At 47.0% G+C, this 15867-nt stretch carries 14 protein-coding genes and 2 pseudogenes; 6 read left to right on the plus strand and 10 right to left on the minus strand.

Features of this window, described 5'->3' with window-relative positions:
• Positions 1 to 248, plus strand: a pseudogene (locus F6K64_RS36700) (hypothetical protein); the annotation flags it as partial.
• 41 nt (positions 249 to 289) lie between these two features.
• On the opposite strand, the gene F6K64_RS36705 reads toward F6K64_RS36700, so the two are convergent.
• From F6K64_RS36705 to F6K64_RS36720, 4 genes are all read right to left on the minus strand, one after another.
• A complete protein-coding gene (locus F6K64_RS36705) occupies positions 290 to 1885 on the minus strand; it encodes a mechanosensitive ion channel domain-containing protein (protein ID WP_009149697.1) in 1596 nt (531 codons plus the stop codon).
• Positions 1886 to 1891: 6 nt separating this feature from the next.
• Positions 1892 to 2794: a c-type heme family protein gene (locus F6K64_RS36710; protein WP_009149695.1), complete on the minus strand. Its 903-nt coding sequence runs from the start codon at positions 2792 to 2794 to the stop codon at positions 1892 to 1894.
• Positions 2791 to 2928 (minus strand): hypothetical protein, encoded by a 138-nt coding sequence (locus tag F6K64_RS36715; protein WP_154659894.1) that lies wholly within the window; start codon positions 2926 to 2928, stop codon positions 2791 to 2793. The genes F6K64_RS36710 and F6K64_RS36715 overlap by 4 nt, the downstream gene beginning before the upstream one ends.
• 273 nt (positions 2929 to 3201) lie before the next feature.
• Positions 3202 to 4197, minus strand: coding sequence for a helix-turn-helix domain-containing protein (locus F6K64_RS36720; protein ID WP_229414667.1), 996 nt, complete (start codon positions 4195 to 4197; stop codon positions 3202 to 3204).
• A 180-nt stretch (positions 4198 to 4377) separates the two neighbouring features.
• Between F6K64_RS36720 and F6K64_RS36725 the strand changes: the two genes are divergently transcribed.
• The gene (locus F6K64_RS36725) at positions 4378 to 4737 is read left to right on the plus strand and encodes a hypothetical protein (protein WP_009149689.1); all 360 of its coding nucleotides are present in this window, start codon (positions 4378 to 4380) and stop codon (positions 4735 to 4737) included.
• A 337-nt stretch (positions 4738 to 5074) separates the two neighbouring features.
• On the opposite strand, the gene F6K64_RS36730 is transcribed toward F6K64_RS36725, so the two are convergent.
• From F6K64_RS36730 to F6K64_RS39280, 4 genes and pseudogenes are all read right to left on the minus strand, one after another.
• Positions 5075 to 5749, minus strand: a complete 675-nt coding sequence (locus tag F6K64_RS36730) for a DUF4347 domain-containing protein (protein ID WP_044494513.1) — start codon at positions 5747 to 5749, stop codon at positions 5075 to 5077.
• Between the two features lie 241 nt (positions 5750 to 5990).
• Positions 5991 to 6761 carry a hypothetical protein gene (locus F6K64_RS36735; protein WP_009149682.1) on the minus strand — a complete coding sequence of 257 codons (771 nt, stop codon included), beginning with the start codon at positions 6759 to 6761 and terminating at the stop codon, positions 5991 to 5993.
• Between the two features lie 230 nt (positions 6762 to 6991).
• Positions 6992 to 7213 carry a hypothetical protein gene (locus F6K64_RS36740; RefSeq protein WP_009149679.1) on the minus strand — a complete coding sequence of 74 codons (222 nt, stop codon included), beginning with the start codon at positions 7211 to 7213 and terminating at the stop codon, positions 6992 to 6994.
• Positions 7147 to 8084, minus strand: a pseudogene (locus F6K64_RS39280) (IS630 family transposase). Before F6K64_RS39280 ends, F6K64_RS36740 begins: the two are co-directional and overlap by 67 nt.
• 171 nt (positions 8085 to 8255) lie before the next feature.
• On the opposite strand from F6K64_RS39280, the gene F6K64_RS36755 reads away from it, so the two are divergent.
• From F6K64_RS36755 to F6K64_RS36765, 3 genes are all read left to right on the plus strand, one after another.
• Positions 8256 to 10715, plus strand: a complete 2460-nt coding sequence (locus F6K64_RS36755) for an arylsulfatase (RefSeq protein WP_009149674.1) — start codon at positions 8256 to 8258, stop codon at positions 10713 to 10715.
• A 106-nt stretch (positions 10716 to 10821) separates the two neighbouring features.
• Entirely contained in the window at positions 10822 to 10980 is a 159-nt protein-coding gene (locus F6K64_RS36760; RefSeq protein WP_154659893.1) for a hypothetical protein, read from the plus strand.
• Between the two features lie 387 nt (positions 10981 to 11367).
• Entirely contained in the window at positions 11368 to 12411 is a 1044-nt protein-coding gene (locus F6K64_RS36765) for a formylglycine-generating enzyme family protein (protein ID WP_009149670.1), read from the plus strand.
• A 259-nt stretch (positions 12412 to 12670) separates the two neighbouring features.
• On the opposite strand, the gene petJ is transcribed toward F6K64_RS36765, so the two are convergent.
• A complete protein-coding gene (gene petJ / locus F6K64_RS36770; RefSeq protein WP_009149668.1) occupies positions 12671 to 13006 on the minus strand; it encodes a cytochrome c6 PetJ in 336 nt (111 codons plus the stop codon).
• 160 nt (positions 13007 to 13166) lie between these two features.
• Positions 13167 to 13532: a plastocyanin gene (petE, locus tag F6K64_RS36775; protein ID WP_287267911.1), complete on the minus strand. Its 366-nt coding sequence runs from the start codon at positions 13530 to 13532 to the stop codon at positions 13167 to 13169.
• Between the two features lie 641 nt (positions 13533 to 14173).
• Between petE and F6K64_RS36780 the strand changes: the two genes are divergently transcribed.
• A complete protein-coding gene (locus F6K64_RS36780) occupies positions 14174 to 15733 on the plus strand; it encodes an FAD-dependent monooxygenase family protein (protein ID WP_287267913.1) in 1560 nt (519 codons plus the stop codon).
• Positions 15734 to 15867 lie beyond the last annotated feature (134 nt).

The following is a 15867-nucleotide window of genomic DNA, read 5'->3' on the forward strand; positions in this document are numbered from 1 at the left end:
CTCCCACGACCCCGCCCCACACTCCCCGCGCCCCCGCCCCACACTCCCCGCGCCCCCGCCCCACACTCCCCGCGCCCCCGCCCCACACTCCCCGCGCCCCCGCCCCACACTCCCCTCTCTTTCCCGATTCCCGATTCCCGATTCCCGATTCCCGATTCCCGATTCCCGATTCCCGATTCCCGATTCCCGATTCCCGACAACTAAACACTAATCAGATGGCCGATGTGCTTTGCGTTCGCGTAGCGTGACCTACGGTCAATAGCGTAGCGTGGCCAAAGGCCAATCGCTTTTAGCGGAAGCGAAGCTTCATCGCATCTGCTGGTAATACCTCTAAGGAAGACATCTGCATTGTTCCAGCCAGATAGTTGCTCTGATGCTTAGCAACTATCTGGCTCAACAGATCTAGGAGTGTGTGATCGTCCCGTAACGCTTCAGTAAGAGACTCCTGAGTGATGACCAGAATCTCAGTCTCCATGGCAGCAGTGATGGTAACCTTTGGCAAGGGTTTACCTAAGAAAAGAGTCATCTCACCGAAGAAGTCTCCGGCTTGTAACTGTTCCACAGGAAATTGAGGGGAGTACTTGAGAAATTCCTGCCGTTGTTCAAGATCGTGAATCTCTGCTGCTAACAGTTGGTATAGCCAGTAGAGAGACGATGTCTGCTGTGCCGCCTCATGGGCTACAGAAAAAGCAGTAGGACCGATGTAGTGAGCTAGTTGATAGGCAAGCCTTTCAATCACCTGTTGATCTAATGGAGTAGGGGGTTGGGCTTTGGGTCTATGAGTGAATGGTTTGACTGTAGTCTTGCCCAAGGTGATAACCACCTGTTGCTCTACCTCTAGGCAGCCTTTAACTACTATAAACATAGCGTCTTGAGGCAGATTTTTACTACTGAGGGTTTCACCAGCATCAAATAGTAGAGGCTTGGCAGATTCGATCAGGATTTTCTGTGCTCCAAGGCTGAAGTGGCGGAAGAATTCAATGGAGCTGAGGAGTTTGAGGTGCTGCTTGTGGGAGGGAATAATATACCTAGGACTTAATTCTTCACGGCTTAACCCATACCAGACTCGGCGTAAGAGTTCGCGATCCGTGTGCAATGGAGCAAGGTTGTAGTTTTTAGGAAAGTAGAAAAGTTTGTAAGTGATAAACAGCCCTGGATCCGCCAAGTCATATTCCCACATCCTGACTTGAATCGGTTTGTCAAGGTTAATGTTAGGGTGGGGCTGATTCAGGACTGCTCCATAGGCAGCATCAATGACTTGTTGGGGGGGAGAAGCAGCAGGAACTAAAAATTCCACAGAGCGCATCACTGGTTGTACCGTGGATGTCTTAGTAGGAATCACCGTAAGTAAGTCATCTGACAGTAACCCATTAGGAATGTAAGTCATTTCACCAGTACACTGACGTATCGCTATCGAGCGCCAGGTGATGGACTCGATGACGCCCTCTACATCACGGATAATCACTCGGTCACCAATTTGAAAGGGTTGGTCAATGCGTAGGGCTACCCCTGAAAAGAAATTACCTAAAGTAGACTGTAGAGCAAAGCCGATCACCGCTGTGATTAATGCTGAGGTGGTAAAGAAGGCTGCTATGTTTTCCCCCAGTATTCCTAAAATCAAAACCGAGCAAACTGCATAGAGTAATAGGGAAATAACTAGCTTGAGCAAGGCTGAGGGTTGTTTACCTTGGGAGCGGGCAAACCAAACATCAACTACCAGAAAGGAAAGAAAATTAACGATTACAACACTACCGCAGACCAATACCGTAATCTGTAGGTACTTCACTATCGAGTCTGATACCAGGTCTGGGTTGCTACTCACAAAGGTATAGGCTAAAAGCAACAGACCGGTGAGGCCGAGAATAGTTAAGTTTTTTGCAGTCATTTGGTTTTAGGGGATATCGTCAGAATGACTTGATGGTAAGTTGCAGTTTGAAAGCGCTTTACTCAAGCTGATTAGCAATCTATTGATGGATTGGCTGAGCTTGCCAATTTCATCAGAGCGACCATCTGGTAATTGCGAACCTTCTACCTTTCTGAGGCTGATTTCCTCCACCAAGTGAGCAATGCTGTTGAGGGGATTAACTACCCAGCGCCTGACGATTAGACTGACTGTGGTGTAAGCGATTAAGAAAATGCTGGCTAGCAGCAATAAGAATGAAAAAATAGCCTGTCGCGCTTGTTTCTCCGGCATTGACGTAGGCACAGAGAGCAACCTGATCCCAACAATCTCATTGAGCTTCCAATCAAAGCCCCTGGCATCACCATAGGTTTTAATCAACGCTGGGGGAGCATCTTCTGGCTTGCCGTGACATTGCAAACAGCTTTGGGACTTAATCTGGATCGGTTGGGCAACGTACACACTTTTGAGTCCTTGCTTGGTAGAGCGCTGCCCAATAATTTCCTTGAGATTGGGGTGAGTGATAAATTCTCTAATCAGCTCAACTTGCCATCCCTCAGCCAGATCTTTGAGGTTGGTGGGGTTAAGCGCCCGCTCAGCATAGGTATAGCCTTCATAGTCCTGGTTCAGACCCTTGAACAATTGTTGGGCGGCATAGGAGGGGACAGTTTGGGGAAGGAACTCTTCTGTTTCCAGTTCTCGCAGCAACGGTCGAACTTGATCAGTAGTGTAGTCCCTAGCCGCCACTGCTGTACTCAACAGCACTTCCGCAGTATGAACAACTTCCTTACGAGCATTTTGTTGCTCTACAGCATAGGTGATCAACCCAGCTATGATCCAGCCGCATAAGAAAATGACTAGTATGACTAATTCCAGTCTTGTTTGTAGTTTCATCCTTCAAAGTATAGGAAAGGGAGCAGGGAGCAGGGAGCAGGGAGCAGGGAGCAGGGAATCGGGAATCGGGAGTCGGGAGTCGGGAGTCGGGAGTCGGGAGTCGGGAGTTGGGAGTAGATCAGAAAAATTTTCACAATTCCTAAACGGATTGCTATAGTCAATTTTTCGGTGTTTATCCCGTTAGTCCTGTTTATCGTTATTTTAGTTAAAGTTAAGCCTATAGACTTCAGTAATTTCTCTAATATGTTGATTAATATAGTGGTTTTTACTTGGGTGGTTTACACAATTTTTGTATTTTAATAATTTAGAATGCGCAAAATTATATATTCCCTGTTTTTTGTTCCCTGCTCCCTGCTCCCTAAAACCCAAGAATTTGTACCTGACTGAATTGCAAACCGCTGTATTTATCAATCGATACCCAAGCTAACTTTTGCAGTGTTTCGCAATGTCTCTGAAGGTAACTCCCCAAACATAGCTTTGTAATCTCTAGTAAAATGACAAGGACTGTAGAACCCAAATTCACTAGCAAGGATGGCTATGGTACAACGTTCTGGTTCGCTTTCCTTCAAGCGTTCTCGCACTGCATTAAGTCGTCGTACCTTGAGATAGCGCATGGGACTTAAGCCAAATAAGTCCCGAAAACCATAAGATAAGGCAGAACTGCTCGATTCTAAATCTTCAGCAAGCTGTTTTAAAGTCAAAGGTTTTCCCATATTGGCTAACATATGTTGTTCGGCGCGGACAATAAGCTGCGATCGCCGCGAAGGTTTGAGAAACGCCTTGGCATTTCGTTTAATGGGAATTTGACCGATTAACAAAGGCAGGAAATCATCGATAACGAGTTGTTCGATATGAGGTTGATATAACCAAGTCGGTTGATATACTGCTAACCAAATCAATTGTTTCAAGTAATCTTTAATTTCTCGCATTCCAGTGGGTAGCAAATTGACATGATTTTTACTCCGGAAGCGATCGCCTAAATCGTGGGGTTGGAGGCGATCGGCATAAGTATTAAAAGTTTGAACGGGGATGACAATCTGTGTCACGGTTACACCGTGACGAAAAGAGTAATATTCCTTTTCCTTCTCAGACCAAAGTATCGCAAAAGATATATATTCTTTTGTGCCATCACCTGAAAATTGAACGCCTTGGTTTGCTTGATTGTACACAAAATGGAAATCACTCATCTGAATTGATAAAAACTCGGCCTGAAGAGAGCCGGGAGTGAGTTGTATTATTTCCTTCCCTTGATAGTCAAAAAACTCTTTGAAACCATCCAAATCTGTAAAGGATTTGGAGACAATCTTGCGATCGCTCGTCTCGATATTGGTTCGATCTCGGGCAACTTTGCGATCGCTGACATCCATCAACACACTCCTTTGTACGGCATTCTGCCAAAACAAAACAATAAATCTTATTATAAGTGGTATTTATGATTTTAAAAAACTGGTTTTTTAATTTCTATAGCTTAAAAAGTGGGAATTTTTGTCTATTTCCAGAGATAGCTTACCCCTAAACTGATCTTGAAATCTCCGGACAACAACCCGAGATTTTACATTTGTTTTTGTGAGACTTTATTATTGATGTTTTGTAACGGTTTTTTAAACCGAATTTTGAAAGGAGTAGTGGCGATCGCGATCGCTCTCCCTCTCTTGTTGAGTATCGCCGTCTCCCCCGGGTTAACCGAAGATCTGCCCCTTCCAGACCCCGAGTTTAACGGCACCATCGAAGAAACTTACGACAAATCAGAGGCAGATTACAATACCCTCCTTGGACCTCAGACCCCTGAAGATGCACCCAACATCCTACTGGTAGGGATTGCCTATAATACCTTTCACACTACTGCCATAATATCGATAAAACGTCGGATTCGATCACTATTATGGCCCACTTACATCATCAGACGATTACACTTCCTTTCGGGAACGTTGGAGAAATCCTGACATCTTGAATGATCCAACGCGACTAGCATGGGCTGAAGGGTCTGAGGAATTGGCAATAGTAGAAGGCGAGATAGGTGAAGAAGGGGAGTAGACATAGAGGTGCTTTGGGGTTGTGGAAGACTTCAAGCATCTCATCTATTCCCTGTTTAGCAAACCTCTCCTGACTCGTGAAGATATAGTGCAATTGACCTAAAAAGTTTTCTGCACCACTAAGCTCCAACAGTCTCAAATCGAACTTCAGTGAGGAACAATTCAGGTCAGCGATGGGCCAAAATCTTTCGGGCAAGCCAAAGCGATCGCCTGCCCATCAGCTGCATTGAACTCTGAGACCACACCACTACTTCTTAGGCACACATAGTTTTGGAGTCAGGGTTTTCATCAAAGTTCTATCAACTGTAACCTGATTGCCCTTCTTAGCTGCGATCACAGAACTTTGCTGCCACAATGTATTCCCTTCAACAGAACAAACTGAACTCCCTGTTCCATAGTTAGCACTTAAACCAATACATTTTGTATTGGCAAATACCATGGCATTAGCAGAGCTAAATTCGGTAGACAACTCTTTGACTAAACTGAGACCTGCCGCACCCTGTCCGGTCTCACACCCGGAAAGGATTACATAGCCATCTGCATCCAGAGAACTTTTCATTGTGGCTAGCTCAGACCTCACATCACCCAGCTTTCCATTCTGGAGATCTTTTCCCTTCTGGTATACGGATGAAGTGCCACTACCTAATCCAATGAGTCCAGGACTTCCATGACCAGCCAGGATGAGAGGATTAAGAGACCCTACTCCAGGCTTTGATGCCAATGCCACGGCGGCTTGAGCGGCTTCCGCTACTGAGTTTATCCCCTGGCTATCAGACGCTTTAACAGCAGTTGCGGCCAACTTCGAATCATTTTTGTCATACACTAGGCCACTTCCAACAGCCATAGCAGCACCGACATGGAAATTAAAAACAATAGCTATGGCCAGCATTGTAGTGACAATACTAGAAAGTAAACGTTTCATCTTGCCTCCTTGGGCACGTTATTACTTGCTTGAACTGAGATCAGAAAGTATTTTGGTGAATTTGAAGTCTAGCTATTCATTACTTGAACGCCAGAACTGCTAGATTATGCCCATAAGCCACACGATGCTTTGCCAATGCCTTCTTGCAAAGGACGATCGCATAACGGGCGATCGCCCGTTATGCGATCGCAACCAGCAAATTATGAGGATGGGAGGGAAACATATGGTTCGGGTTTTGGGGTCACCGACAGTTCTCATTGCCGCTCGTGCCCCGCTGTATCCCGGTCACTGGGTTGACATTGCTGCCCCAATCCACTGCAATGTCAGTGGCACAGGAACAATTTTGCTGTCCAGCACTCCCACGGACGAAAGAAATGAAACGAAATCTCCAAGTTGCATTTTCTGTCTGATTATCCTTGGTTTGGTCAGGATTATCCCACCACTCTGAACCCGTGTTTGACTGGCTAGAAATCACAGTTGTTGCACCTCCTTCATAGTTGTCACCACCGAAAAACTGCCTTGTCGTCCCCTGGTAGATCTGACCAACACGCGGGTATGATTGACTGGCATTGTTATTGATTCGTAGATCAAGCCCCCCTATGGTCTGATTGCCAGTCAATGTCGTCGGATTAATCTTTGGGTAGGTAATCGGCATATTGCTGGTAATTGTCTCCTGTAGGATCTGGCCAGGGATGCAGTCTGAAGCCGTACTTCCAGGAGCATAGGTGGCAGCAACCTTAAAACCAGTGCCTTGTGATAAAGGGTCGAACGTATTTGCGCCTGTTGGGCAGTTATAGACGTATGTATTACTTGGACAAGCTGTTCCAGTTCCGCCATTAGACCGAGTACATTCGCTAAAATTCAACGTGTTGTTAGAGCAAATATTAACCCCAGTTCCCCCAAATGCCACCGCCATATTAGTGCAACTACATATTGCCAGTGCGGCCTCATTGGCAAACAAGCAAAAGCTAGTCACAAGAGTGACCAGTAGAGTAATTAACAGTCTTTTCATTGAAATCTCCAAAAAATTAGTAGAAGAGCACGAGTGGGGATTCGGGCTTATCCGAGCAGTATTGCCATGGGGCCTTTTGATCCCTGGCCCACCGGTCACGGCTTCGACTCAAGCAATGGGCGTATGCAATACCCCCCTAAAGTTTCTATCATACATTACAGGCGTACACCTATCCTATTACTGAAATATAATAAGTAGTCCCAGAGAAAAAAAGAGATGTTTGTAAAGGATTATTTCACACCTCGCAGGTTGACATAATCAACCTGATGTCCGTTGCGCTCTCCTCGAGCCTCAAGTCCTACAGTCACGTGGTACGCTAATTCCGACTCCGATTCAAACATCTGACCGACCAATTGATCGCGATCCGCGATGCTCCCACTCCAACTCAATGGGGTTCCGGAACGGAACAGTAAGGTGGCAAAAAGAATAAGTAAAGTCCCATCGCTTCCCATTGGGGAAGTTTCTCTTTCACAGCTTTACTTGTATGAATCGAGCCGAAGCACGAGGGTGATCACACGGATTCGACCGGTGCGTTGGTAAATTGCACCAGCCACTTGGGCTTGTTCGTGCATCAGGCAAGATGAAGTCTTCGCTATCCTGCCTCCCCAACACCAAACTGCACACAAATGTCACCAACGGTTGCCACAGACCCAAAAGGCTCAATCGTTTCCCCCGTTTTTTCGTCTGTTCTTGCCGCTTCTGCTCTCCTTTAAAGTAATAGCTGTAGCTGGCGGCACTCCACAAACAGCATCCCGATTCGTCGGCGTAAAGCAAGTCAATCTCTCCAGCAGCAGCCGCCAGTTCAAGGATTTCCAGGTCGTTTTGCGTGAGCCACCGCTTCTGTGGATCTTGCCGTTTTTGATGACTCACTCGCGTCCGCTTCCAAATCACCCCCTTTTTTTGAGGATCTGACGTAGATACTCAGGACTGAGGTCAACTTGTCGTTCCCGACAGAGTTTTTCGGCGAGTTGAACGCTGTTGTAGGTTCTCGGGTCAATTCTTAGACAGTCTTCTAGGTATTCGATGTCCCCTTCGCTCCATCTTCTTTGTCGCCCTCGTCCTGATGCCTCCCATAGTCATGCCCTACCTTTTGTTTTCCAGGCGTTTAGTGTCTTCCTAACCGTTTTAGCTGTCGAGTGCAGGTGAGTGGCGATCTGTTCGACATAAAGCGCCTTGATGACTTAAACGAACTGCTTCTGCTCGATCGCGTAGCGTGGCCTACGGCCAATCTTTGACTCGTTGACTTACGGTGGTAGCCCTCCTCAATTCCCAGAGCGTTCTTTCTTCTTCTTGGGTGAGAAACACTCTCAGTCTGGCTCCCATACCTCTGACTCCTTTCTTCGGCAACACTTTATAATTTGTAACATACATCCTTTTTTTTTGCACGACCTACTTAGCAAAAAATAACCATAACCACAACCAACACTCATATTTCTAAGAGCAAGCGATCGCCTCTTCCCTTCGTGTACTTTGTGCCTTTGTGGTAAAAATGCCTTGGAGCCCGGTCGCCTTGTTTCTTCAGACGCGATCGCTCTCTTTTTGAGTATCGCCGTCCCCCCTGGGTTGGCCCAAGACCTACCCCTCCCAGACCCTACCTTTAACGGCCAGATCGAAGAAACCTACGACCAATCAGAGGCAGATGATGCTATTCTCATGAGCCCTCAACCCCCTGAAGGCGCACCTAACATCCTGCTGGTGCTACTAGATGATGTCGGCTTTGGCGCATCAGAAGCCTTTGGAGGGCCGATTGTCACCCCTACCCTCGACAAATTGGTAGAGAATGGCTTGAGCTACAACCGCTTCCATACCACCTCCCTCTGTTCTCCCACCCGCGCTGCCTTGTTAACCGGTCGCAACTCCCATTCTGCAGCCTCTGGTAGCATTCAAGAAATGGCAACGGGGTTTCCAGGTTATACCGGACTCATTCCTCAGAGCACGGCAACGGTTGCCCAAATTTTGCAGGCTCACGGCTATAGCACGAGTTGGTTTGGTAAAAACCATAACGTCCCCGATAACCAAACATGCTGGTTTGGTCCCTTCACGCGCTGGCCTAACGATCTCGGTTTCGACTATTTCTACGGCTTTATTGGGGGCGAAACGGATCAGTGGTATCCCACCTTGTATGAAAACCGCAATCCCATCAATCAACCCGCCTCTCCTGAAGAGGGTTACAACCTGAACCACGATCTAGCCGATCAGGCCATTAGCTGGCTGCGCTATAATCGCTCTTTGTCTCCAGACACCCCCTTCTTTCTCTATTTCTCCCCCGGAGCGACCCATGCTCCCCACCAGCCTCCAGCCTCTTATGTTGATAAGTACAAAGCTGGGGGAGAACATGCCATTGCAGCAGGATCGCCTAATGGTATGTTTGTTGATGGCTGGGATGTGGAACAGGCCGCCATCTGTGCGAATCAGAAAGCACAAGGTGTGATTCCTGCCGATGCCAAATGTACGGAGCGACCCGCAGCAATTCCTGCTTGGGATGACCCTCAGTTCGATCTTGAAGGAGCCAGGGACTTGCTTGCCTTGCAAATGCAAACCTATGCGGGCTTCTTGGAATATACAGATGAGGAAGTCGGTCGGGTGATCGATGCCATTGATGAATTGGGTGAAAAAGATAACACCCTAATTATCTACATCGTTGGTGATAATGGCGCCAGTGCAGAAGGGGGTATTCCAGGCACCTGTAATGAAATTGCGAACTTGGGCGGCGCTCCCTTGACGATGGAAGATAACTTGAAGTGCAAAGACATTTGGGGTGGCCCCGAAACGTCGCCTCACTTTGCCATTGGTTGGTCTTGGGCTACGGATAGTCCTTTTCGTTGGACCAAACAGGTTGCCTCGTACTTTGGTGGCACTCGCAATCCGATGGTGATTTCTTGGCCCGATGGCATCCAAGCCACAGGAGACCGAAACCTAGATTTGCGGGATCAGTTTCTCCATGTTATCGATGTTACCCCAACGATCTTGGATATAGTTGGCATTCAACCTCCCAATAAGTTTAATGGCATCGGCCAAAAACCCCTCGAAGGAGCGAGCTTTGCCAATACTTTCGGGAAGGATGGGGCAAGTCAACCCGCGCCTCGGGACACCCAGTATTTCGAGATGTTTGCCCATCGTGGGGTTTACAATGATGGTTGGATGGCATCAGCATTCCACCGAATTCCTTGGATTACCACTGGCTCGAGTCCGATCGATGAAGACAAATGGGAATTGTTCAATCTGGACGCAGACTTTACCCAGCATGACGATCTCTCAGCCCAGAATCCAGACAAATTAGCAGAACTGCAGGCTCTATTTGATAGCGAAGCAGACAAATACGGTGTCTTGCCTATTGACGATCGCTTTACCGAGCGCTACTTGGTCGAACGTCCCACTGTTTTGGGCGATCGCACCTACTTCGAGTTTTATCCAGGAGCCATCCATCTGCCTGCCGCCTCTGCTCCTAATGTTGCTAACACCTCCTACCGTATTACCGCAGATCTAAATATTAGCGATGCGGAAACCGTTCAAGGCGTTATTTTGGCCAATGGAGGCACTGCTGGAGGTTATAGTCTCTATGTCACTCCAGACCATGATCTGGTCTATGAGTATAACTATGTCGATGTTGAGCGAACCCTTCTTACTGATCTCACTCCACTATCGAGTGGATCGACTCGCGTTAAGGTTGAATTTGTCTACGACGGCAATACCTGCTCCGCAGGATTTGGCTGTGGTGGCAGGGCTTTTCTCTATGTCAACGATATGACAACTCCGGTGGATTGCAGCCGAATTGAGGCAACATTTCCGGGGCGATTTGGGGTAGATACTCAGGATGTGGGAATGGATCTACAGGCTCCAGTCAGTGACACCTACAAACCTCCCTTTGAATTTACGGGAGGTGAGATTGAGAAGGTGACAATCGATATCGATCCATCATTTAACGAGACTCCCATATGTTCGGAATTGTTCTAGCATCGAGTTCTGCGATCTCCCCTCCACCGACCATCCCAAAACGATTCATATCTTGTTTTGGGATGCGGTCTGAATTTTGTCAACCCTTTTTTGTAAGACTTTACTCATGTTTTTCAACGGTTTTTTGCACCGAATATGGAGAGCGATCGCCGCGATCGCGATCGCCCTCTCCTTTTTCCTCAATACTGCTGTGTTGCCAGCAATGGCCCAGCAGATCTTACCCCATCCCGACCCCATTTTCACGGGCAAAATCGGTCTGACTTAGGAAGACTCGGAATCCGAAAAGGCAGACCTGAAATTACCCTCTACCTTCGGTATTGAAAATGCCCCCAATATCCTTGTGGTGATGTTGGATGACGTGGGCTACGGTCAGATGTCAACCTTTGAAGAGTCCGTAGAGGCATCCTGCGGGCAGCCCTTCCGTCTTAATCCCATTCCGTTCTACCATTAACCCATGCAAAATATCAGGATTGCAGGCACAATTCGAGTATTGATTTAAGGTCGGAATAGGAGTACATACCCGAGTACCGAACTTTTAGCAGGGTGGGCATTGCCCACCCTTATTCATCTCATCGCCCGAACTAAAACGAAACGGTTCAACCGCTCTGCGATCGCCCCGACCCCCCTCTTAGATTACTGTTCTTGAATGTCCATGTTTTTCTCCTTGCTTCAGAAGAATTTAACTCGTGATCTTGTTGGCATTTTGCTGGCGGTCTCCCTCCTTTTCCTTTTCCCAACCGTCTTCACTTCGTCACCTTTGGCTTTTGCCGATTCTCCCTGTCCTGAAGGTATGGTGTTGATCCCTGGGGGAACCTTTATGATCGGCTCCGACACCTACTATCCTTCAGAGCGTTCTGCTGTTGATGTGACCGTGGATAGTTTTTGCATCGATCGCCACGAAGTTACCAACGCCGACTATCAAGCATTTGTCCAAGCTACAGGCTACGTCACCGTTGCCGAACGTCCCCTGGCCAAAGACCAATTCCCTGGCTTAACCGAAGCGCAACGACAGCCCGGTTCCCTGGTGTTTCAGCCCCCTGCACCGGGTATCCAACAAGTAGCTTATTTAAGCTGGTGGGATTGGGTCGTTGGTGCTAATTGGCAACATCCCTACGGACCCGACAGCACCATTGAAGGTTTTGACAAGTACCCTGTTGTTCACATTGCCTATGAAGATGCGGTTGCCTATGCCGATTGGGTGGGTAAAACGCTCCCCACCGAAGCCCAATGGGAATATGCAGCACGGGGTGGTCTTGACACTGACACCTCGATCCCTGGTGAACAATATGCCCCTCACAAAGCCAACACCTGGCAAGGCTTCTTCCCCTTCTTCAACACCAAAGCCGATGGCTATCTCGGTCCTGCCCCGGTCGAATCCTTCTCTCCCAATGGTTACGGTCTTTACGATATGCTGGGCAACGTTTGGGAATTAACCGCAGATTGGTATCGTGTGGGTCATAGGGGGAAAGATCGCAGCCTCAATCCATTGGGACCGGATCAAGGCAGTAGTTTCGATCCGGAAAAGCCTGATCAAGGGGCACTCCATGTGATTAAAGGCGGATCTTTCCTCTGCGCCCGAAATTATTGCAGCCGTTATCGTCCTGAAGCACGAGAGTCCCAAGCTCCTGATACAGGAACCAATCATGTGGGTTTTCGTTTAGTAGCGATGCCTTGGCACGATGAAGGTTCGGGCTAAAATCCTTGGCAAGACAGAGGGGCGCAGACCGCGCGATCGACATCCTTCTGTCTATCCCAAAGTTAGGGCTGACTGCTGTTCGCGTAGCGTGCTCATAGCACATATGCTTACCTTAATTAATTTTTAAACAGCTATGGCTGGTGCGTTACGGCGCTCCTGGCGTCAACTCTACACTGTTGGTAGTTGATTACACCGCACCTAACGCACCCTACGGGATGATTGATTAATAACTGGTTAATAACTGGTCACTGAATGCAGCCTACCAGCCTTTATCAGCCTGTTGTAAAACATAAGCAGCTACATCTTCAATTTGGTCGGGTTTTAAACGACCACCAAAGCGAGGCATAGCTCCTTTGCCGTTTGTGACTTGTTTGATGATAGCTGCAGCAGAATACATCCCAAATTTCTCCAGGGCCTCCTTCTTCAGATTTTTCATGGGTATGACTCTGTTTACACCGCCCTGATGACAAGCATTGCAGTTAGCGTTAAATACCATTTTCCCTTTAGCCGCATCACCAGCAGCTAAAGCGGAATCAGGGAAGCTCAAGGTTATTAAAGCGAAAACTAGCAGAATCGCAATTAGTATTTTTTTCAAAGTGTTTCTCCTCTCAATATGGCGTTGAGCCAGATATTAGCGTTCACTAAGAGGAGGAACTGTGTCAAATGACAGGCTGTCAAACTTATAACAAAAGTTAACAAAATAAGGTGGGCATTGCCCACTTTATCCCTAGAGATATACGGCTTAATTGATGCAACTATTGCACAACAACTGTGCCAGTCATACCTGCACCACGGTGGGGTCCGCAGAAATAGCTGTAAGTTCCAATCTTATCAAATGTGGCTGTAAACGATTCACCTATTTTGTAGACAAGCTTTTTGTGAGATTTGTCTGCTGCATCTCCCTCGAAGATTACGTTGTGAGGAGGCATCTTCGTATTAACCCACTTAACGGTATCTCCAGCAGAGATGGTAACTTTATTTTTATCAAATTGCATAGGAGAACCTTTAGTCGAACCCATTTTCACTTCTACGGTAGCTGCAGTAGCAGGTGCTACGGACATAGCAAAGGTGGCGATGGCTAGTAAGATGCTAGCAAGAACTAAACCTAGTTTTTTGAACATTTTCTTGATTCACTTGCCGCTGAATACCCCATCCCAGTTTGAGCGGGGAGGAAGCCGGGCGGCGGATACAGCTTCCTTTGGCTAAACGAGCGATTGAGCAAGGCAACAGGGGGAAACCCCCATTCGCGCTTTGCATCAAAACCATGACGAATATTTGGTCGTGGTAACTATTTTAATATTCAAGTATTACAAATTGTCAAACTTTTTTTTGGGAATAGTGATTTTGTTGAAAATCTCAACATGGCTATGGTCTTAAGCTGTAGAGCAAAGGGAACAGGGAACAGGGAACAGGGAATAGTGGGAAGAGGTGGAAGAGGTTCAAGCACGAGGCTCAGAGCTTCGACCGCGAGGCTAACAGGCTCATTCACCAGGCTCACAGGCTGATGCGATCGCACTTGCCTAAATTACCGTATCTTTAATGCCAGCTATTGAGACGCCATCGGGATGAATGGTTGCCTGTTCAAGGTTTGGATAGGGATTCGTGTAGGAATTGTGATAATTTTTGTTCCCTGTTCCGGTGATCCTCTGTTCCCTGTTCCCAGATCCGCTGTTCCCTTTAAAACAAAATACTGTGTCCTAAACTATACTTGCCTTGCTATAAAACAAAGGAAGTCTTAGCATCTAACTATCAAGCAACATCCATGAGTCAAACCGAACAAATCCTATCCCAGTTACCTGGTGATGTTCTCGGACGCCTGCGCAGTGCTGACAAAGTCTGGAAAGCCTTACGAGAGGGTACAACTCCAATCCCAGAGGTGATTACAGAAACCGAAGAGGAATTAGGCACCCTAGACTTGGATGTAGTAATCTGTGGCGGTACCTTGGGAATTCTGATTGGTGCTGCTCTACAACAGCGAGGCTGGCGAGTTGCCGTAGTTGAACGGGGGGTTTTGCGGGGTAGAGACCAAGAGTGGAATATCTCTCGCCAAGAACTGGAAGTATTCCTGGAACTTGAGTTACTCTCAACGGCGGAATTAGAAAATGCGATCGCATCCGAGTATAACCCAGCTCGGATCAGTTTTTTCGAGGGTCCTGATTTCTTGGTAAACGACGTACTCAACATTGGTGTTGACCCAGTCTTTCTGCTCGATACCCTCAAAGCCAAATTTTTAGCTGCTGGCGGTAAGCTCTTTGAAAAGACATCCTTTACACAAGCAAGTATTCATCCCGATGGCGTCTCAATCGGCTTGAAGGTTGACCAGTTGGAGGATACCCAAGTTAAAGCTCGCTTACTGATCGATGCCATGGGACATTTTTCCCCAATTGTTAAGCAAGTCAGGCAAGGTCAGAAACCAGAAGGAGTTTGTTTAGTGGTTGGTAGCTGTGCTGAAGGCTATCCTAAAAATGAGATGGGGGATTTGATTGTATCGTTCACTCCTATCCAAAATCAATGTCAATATTTCTGGGAAGCATTTCCAGCCCGGGATGGTAGAACAACCTATTTATTTACCTACTTAGATGCTAATCCCGAACGTCCTAGTTTAGAATTTTTATGTGACGAATACTTCCGTCTGTTACCAGAATACCAGGGAGTAGAGTTATCCCAACTTGATTTTAAACGAGTACTGTTTGGCTTTTTTCCTTCCTATCAAAAAAGTCCCCTAAGAATGCCTTGGAATCGGATTTTACCTGTAGGGGATAGCAGTGGTGGACAATCACCAGTCAGTTTTGGTGGATTTGGTTCCATGGTCAGACATTTAAAGCGTCTAAGTAACGGTATTCATGAAGCCTTGGAGTATGATTTGCTAGACCGGAATGCCTTAGCCCAACTACAACCCTATCAGCCTAATATTGGCGTAACGTGGATGTTTCAACGGACGATGAGTGTTGGCATCAAGCAACAACTAGCACCAAATCAAATTAATCAATTACTCACTGGCGTATTCCAAGCCATGGCAAACCTGGGAGATGATGTGCTTAAGCCCTTCTTACAAGATGTAGTGAAGTTTTCAGGATTATCTAAAACCCTATTTGTGACATCATTAACTAAACCAGCATTAGTCGTGCCAGTGATTCCTCAAGTAGGATTAACGATGCTATTGGATTGGATGGTTCATTATAGTAATTTAGCCGTTTACAGTAGTTTGTATCCAGTAGGTAAATTACTCAGTGGCATGTTGACTACTTTGCCACCGAAACCAAGATATTATTTCCACCGTTGGCTAGACGCATGGCGCTATGGGTCTGGAGGGGATTATTAATTTAGGGAGCTATCAGCTATCAGCTATCAGCTATCAGCTATCAGCTATCAGCTATCAGCTATCAGCTATCAGCTATCAGCTATCAGCTATCAGCTATCAGCTATCAGCTATCAGCTATCAGCTATCAGCTATCA

The organism is Moorena sp. SIO3A2, assembly GCF_010672265.1.
Taxonomy (GTDB): domain Bacteria; phylum Cyanobacteriota; class Cyanobacteriia; order Cyanobacteriales; family Coleofasciculaceae; genus Moorena; species Moorena producens.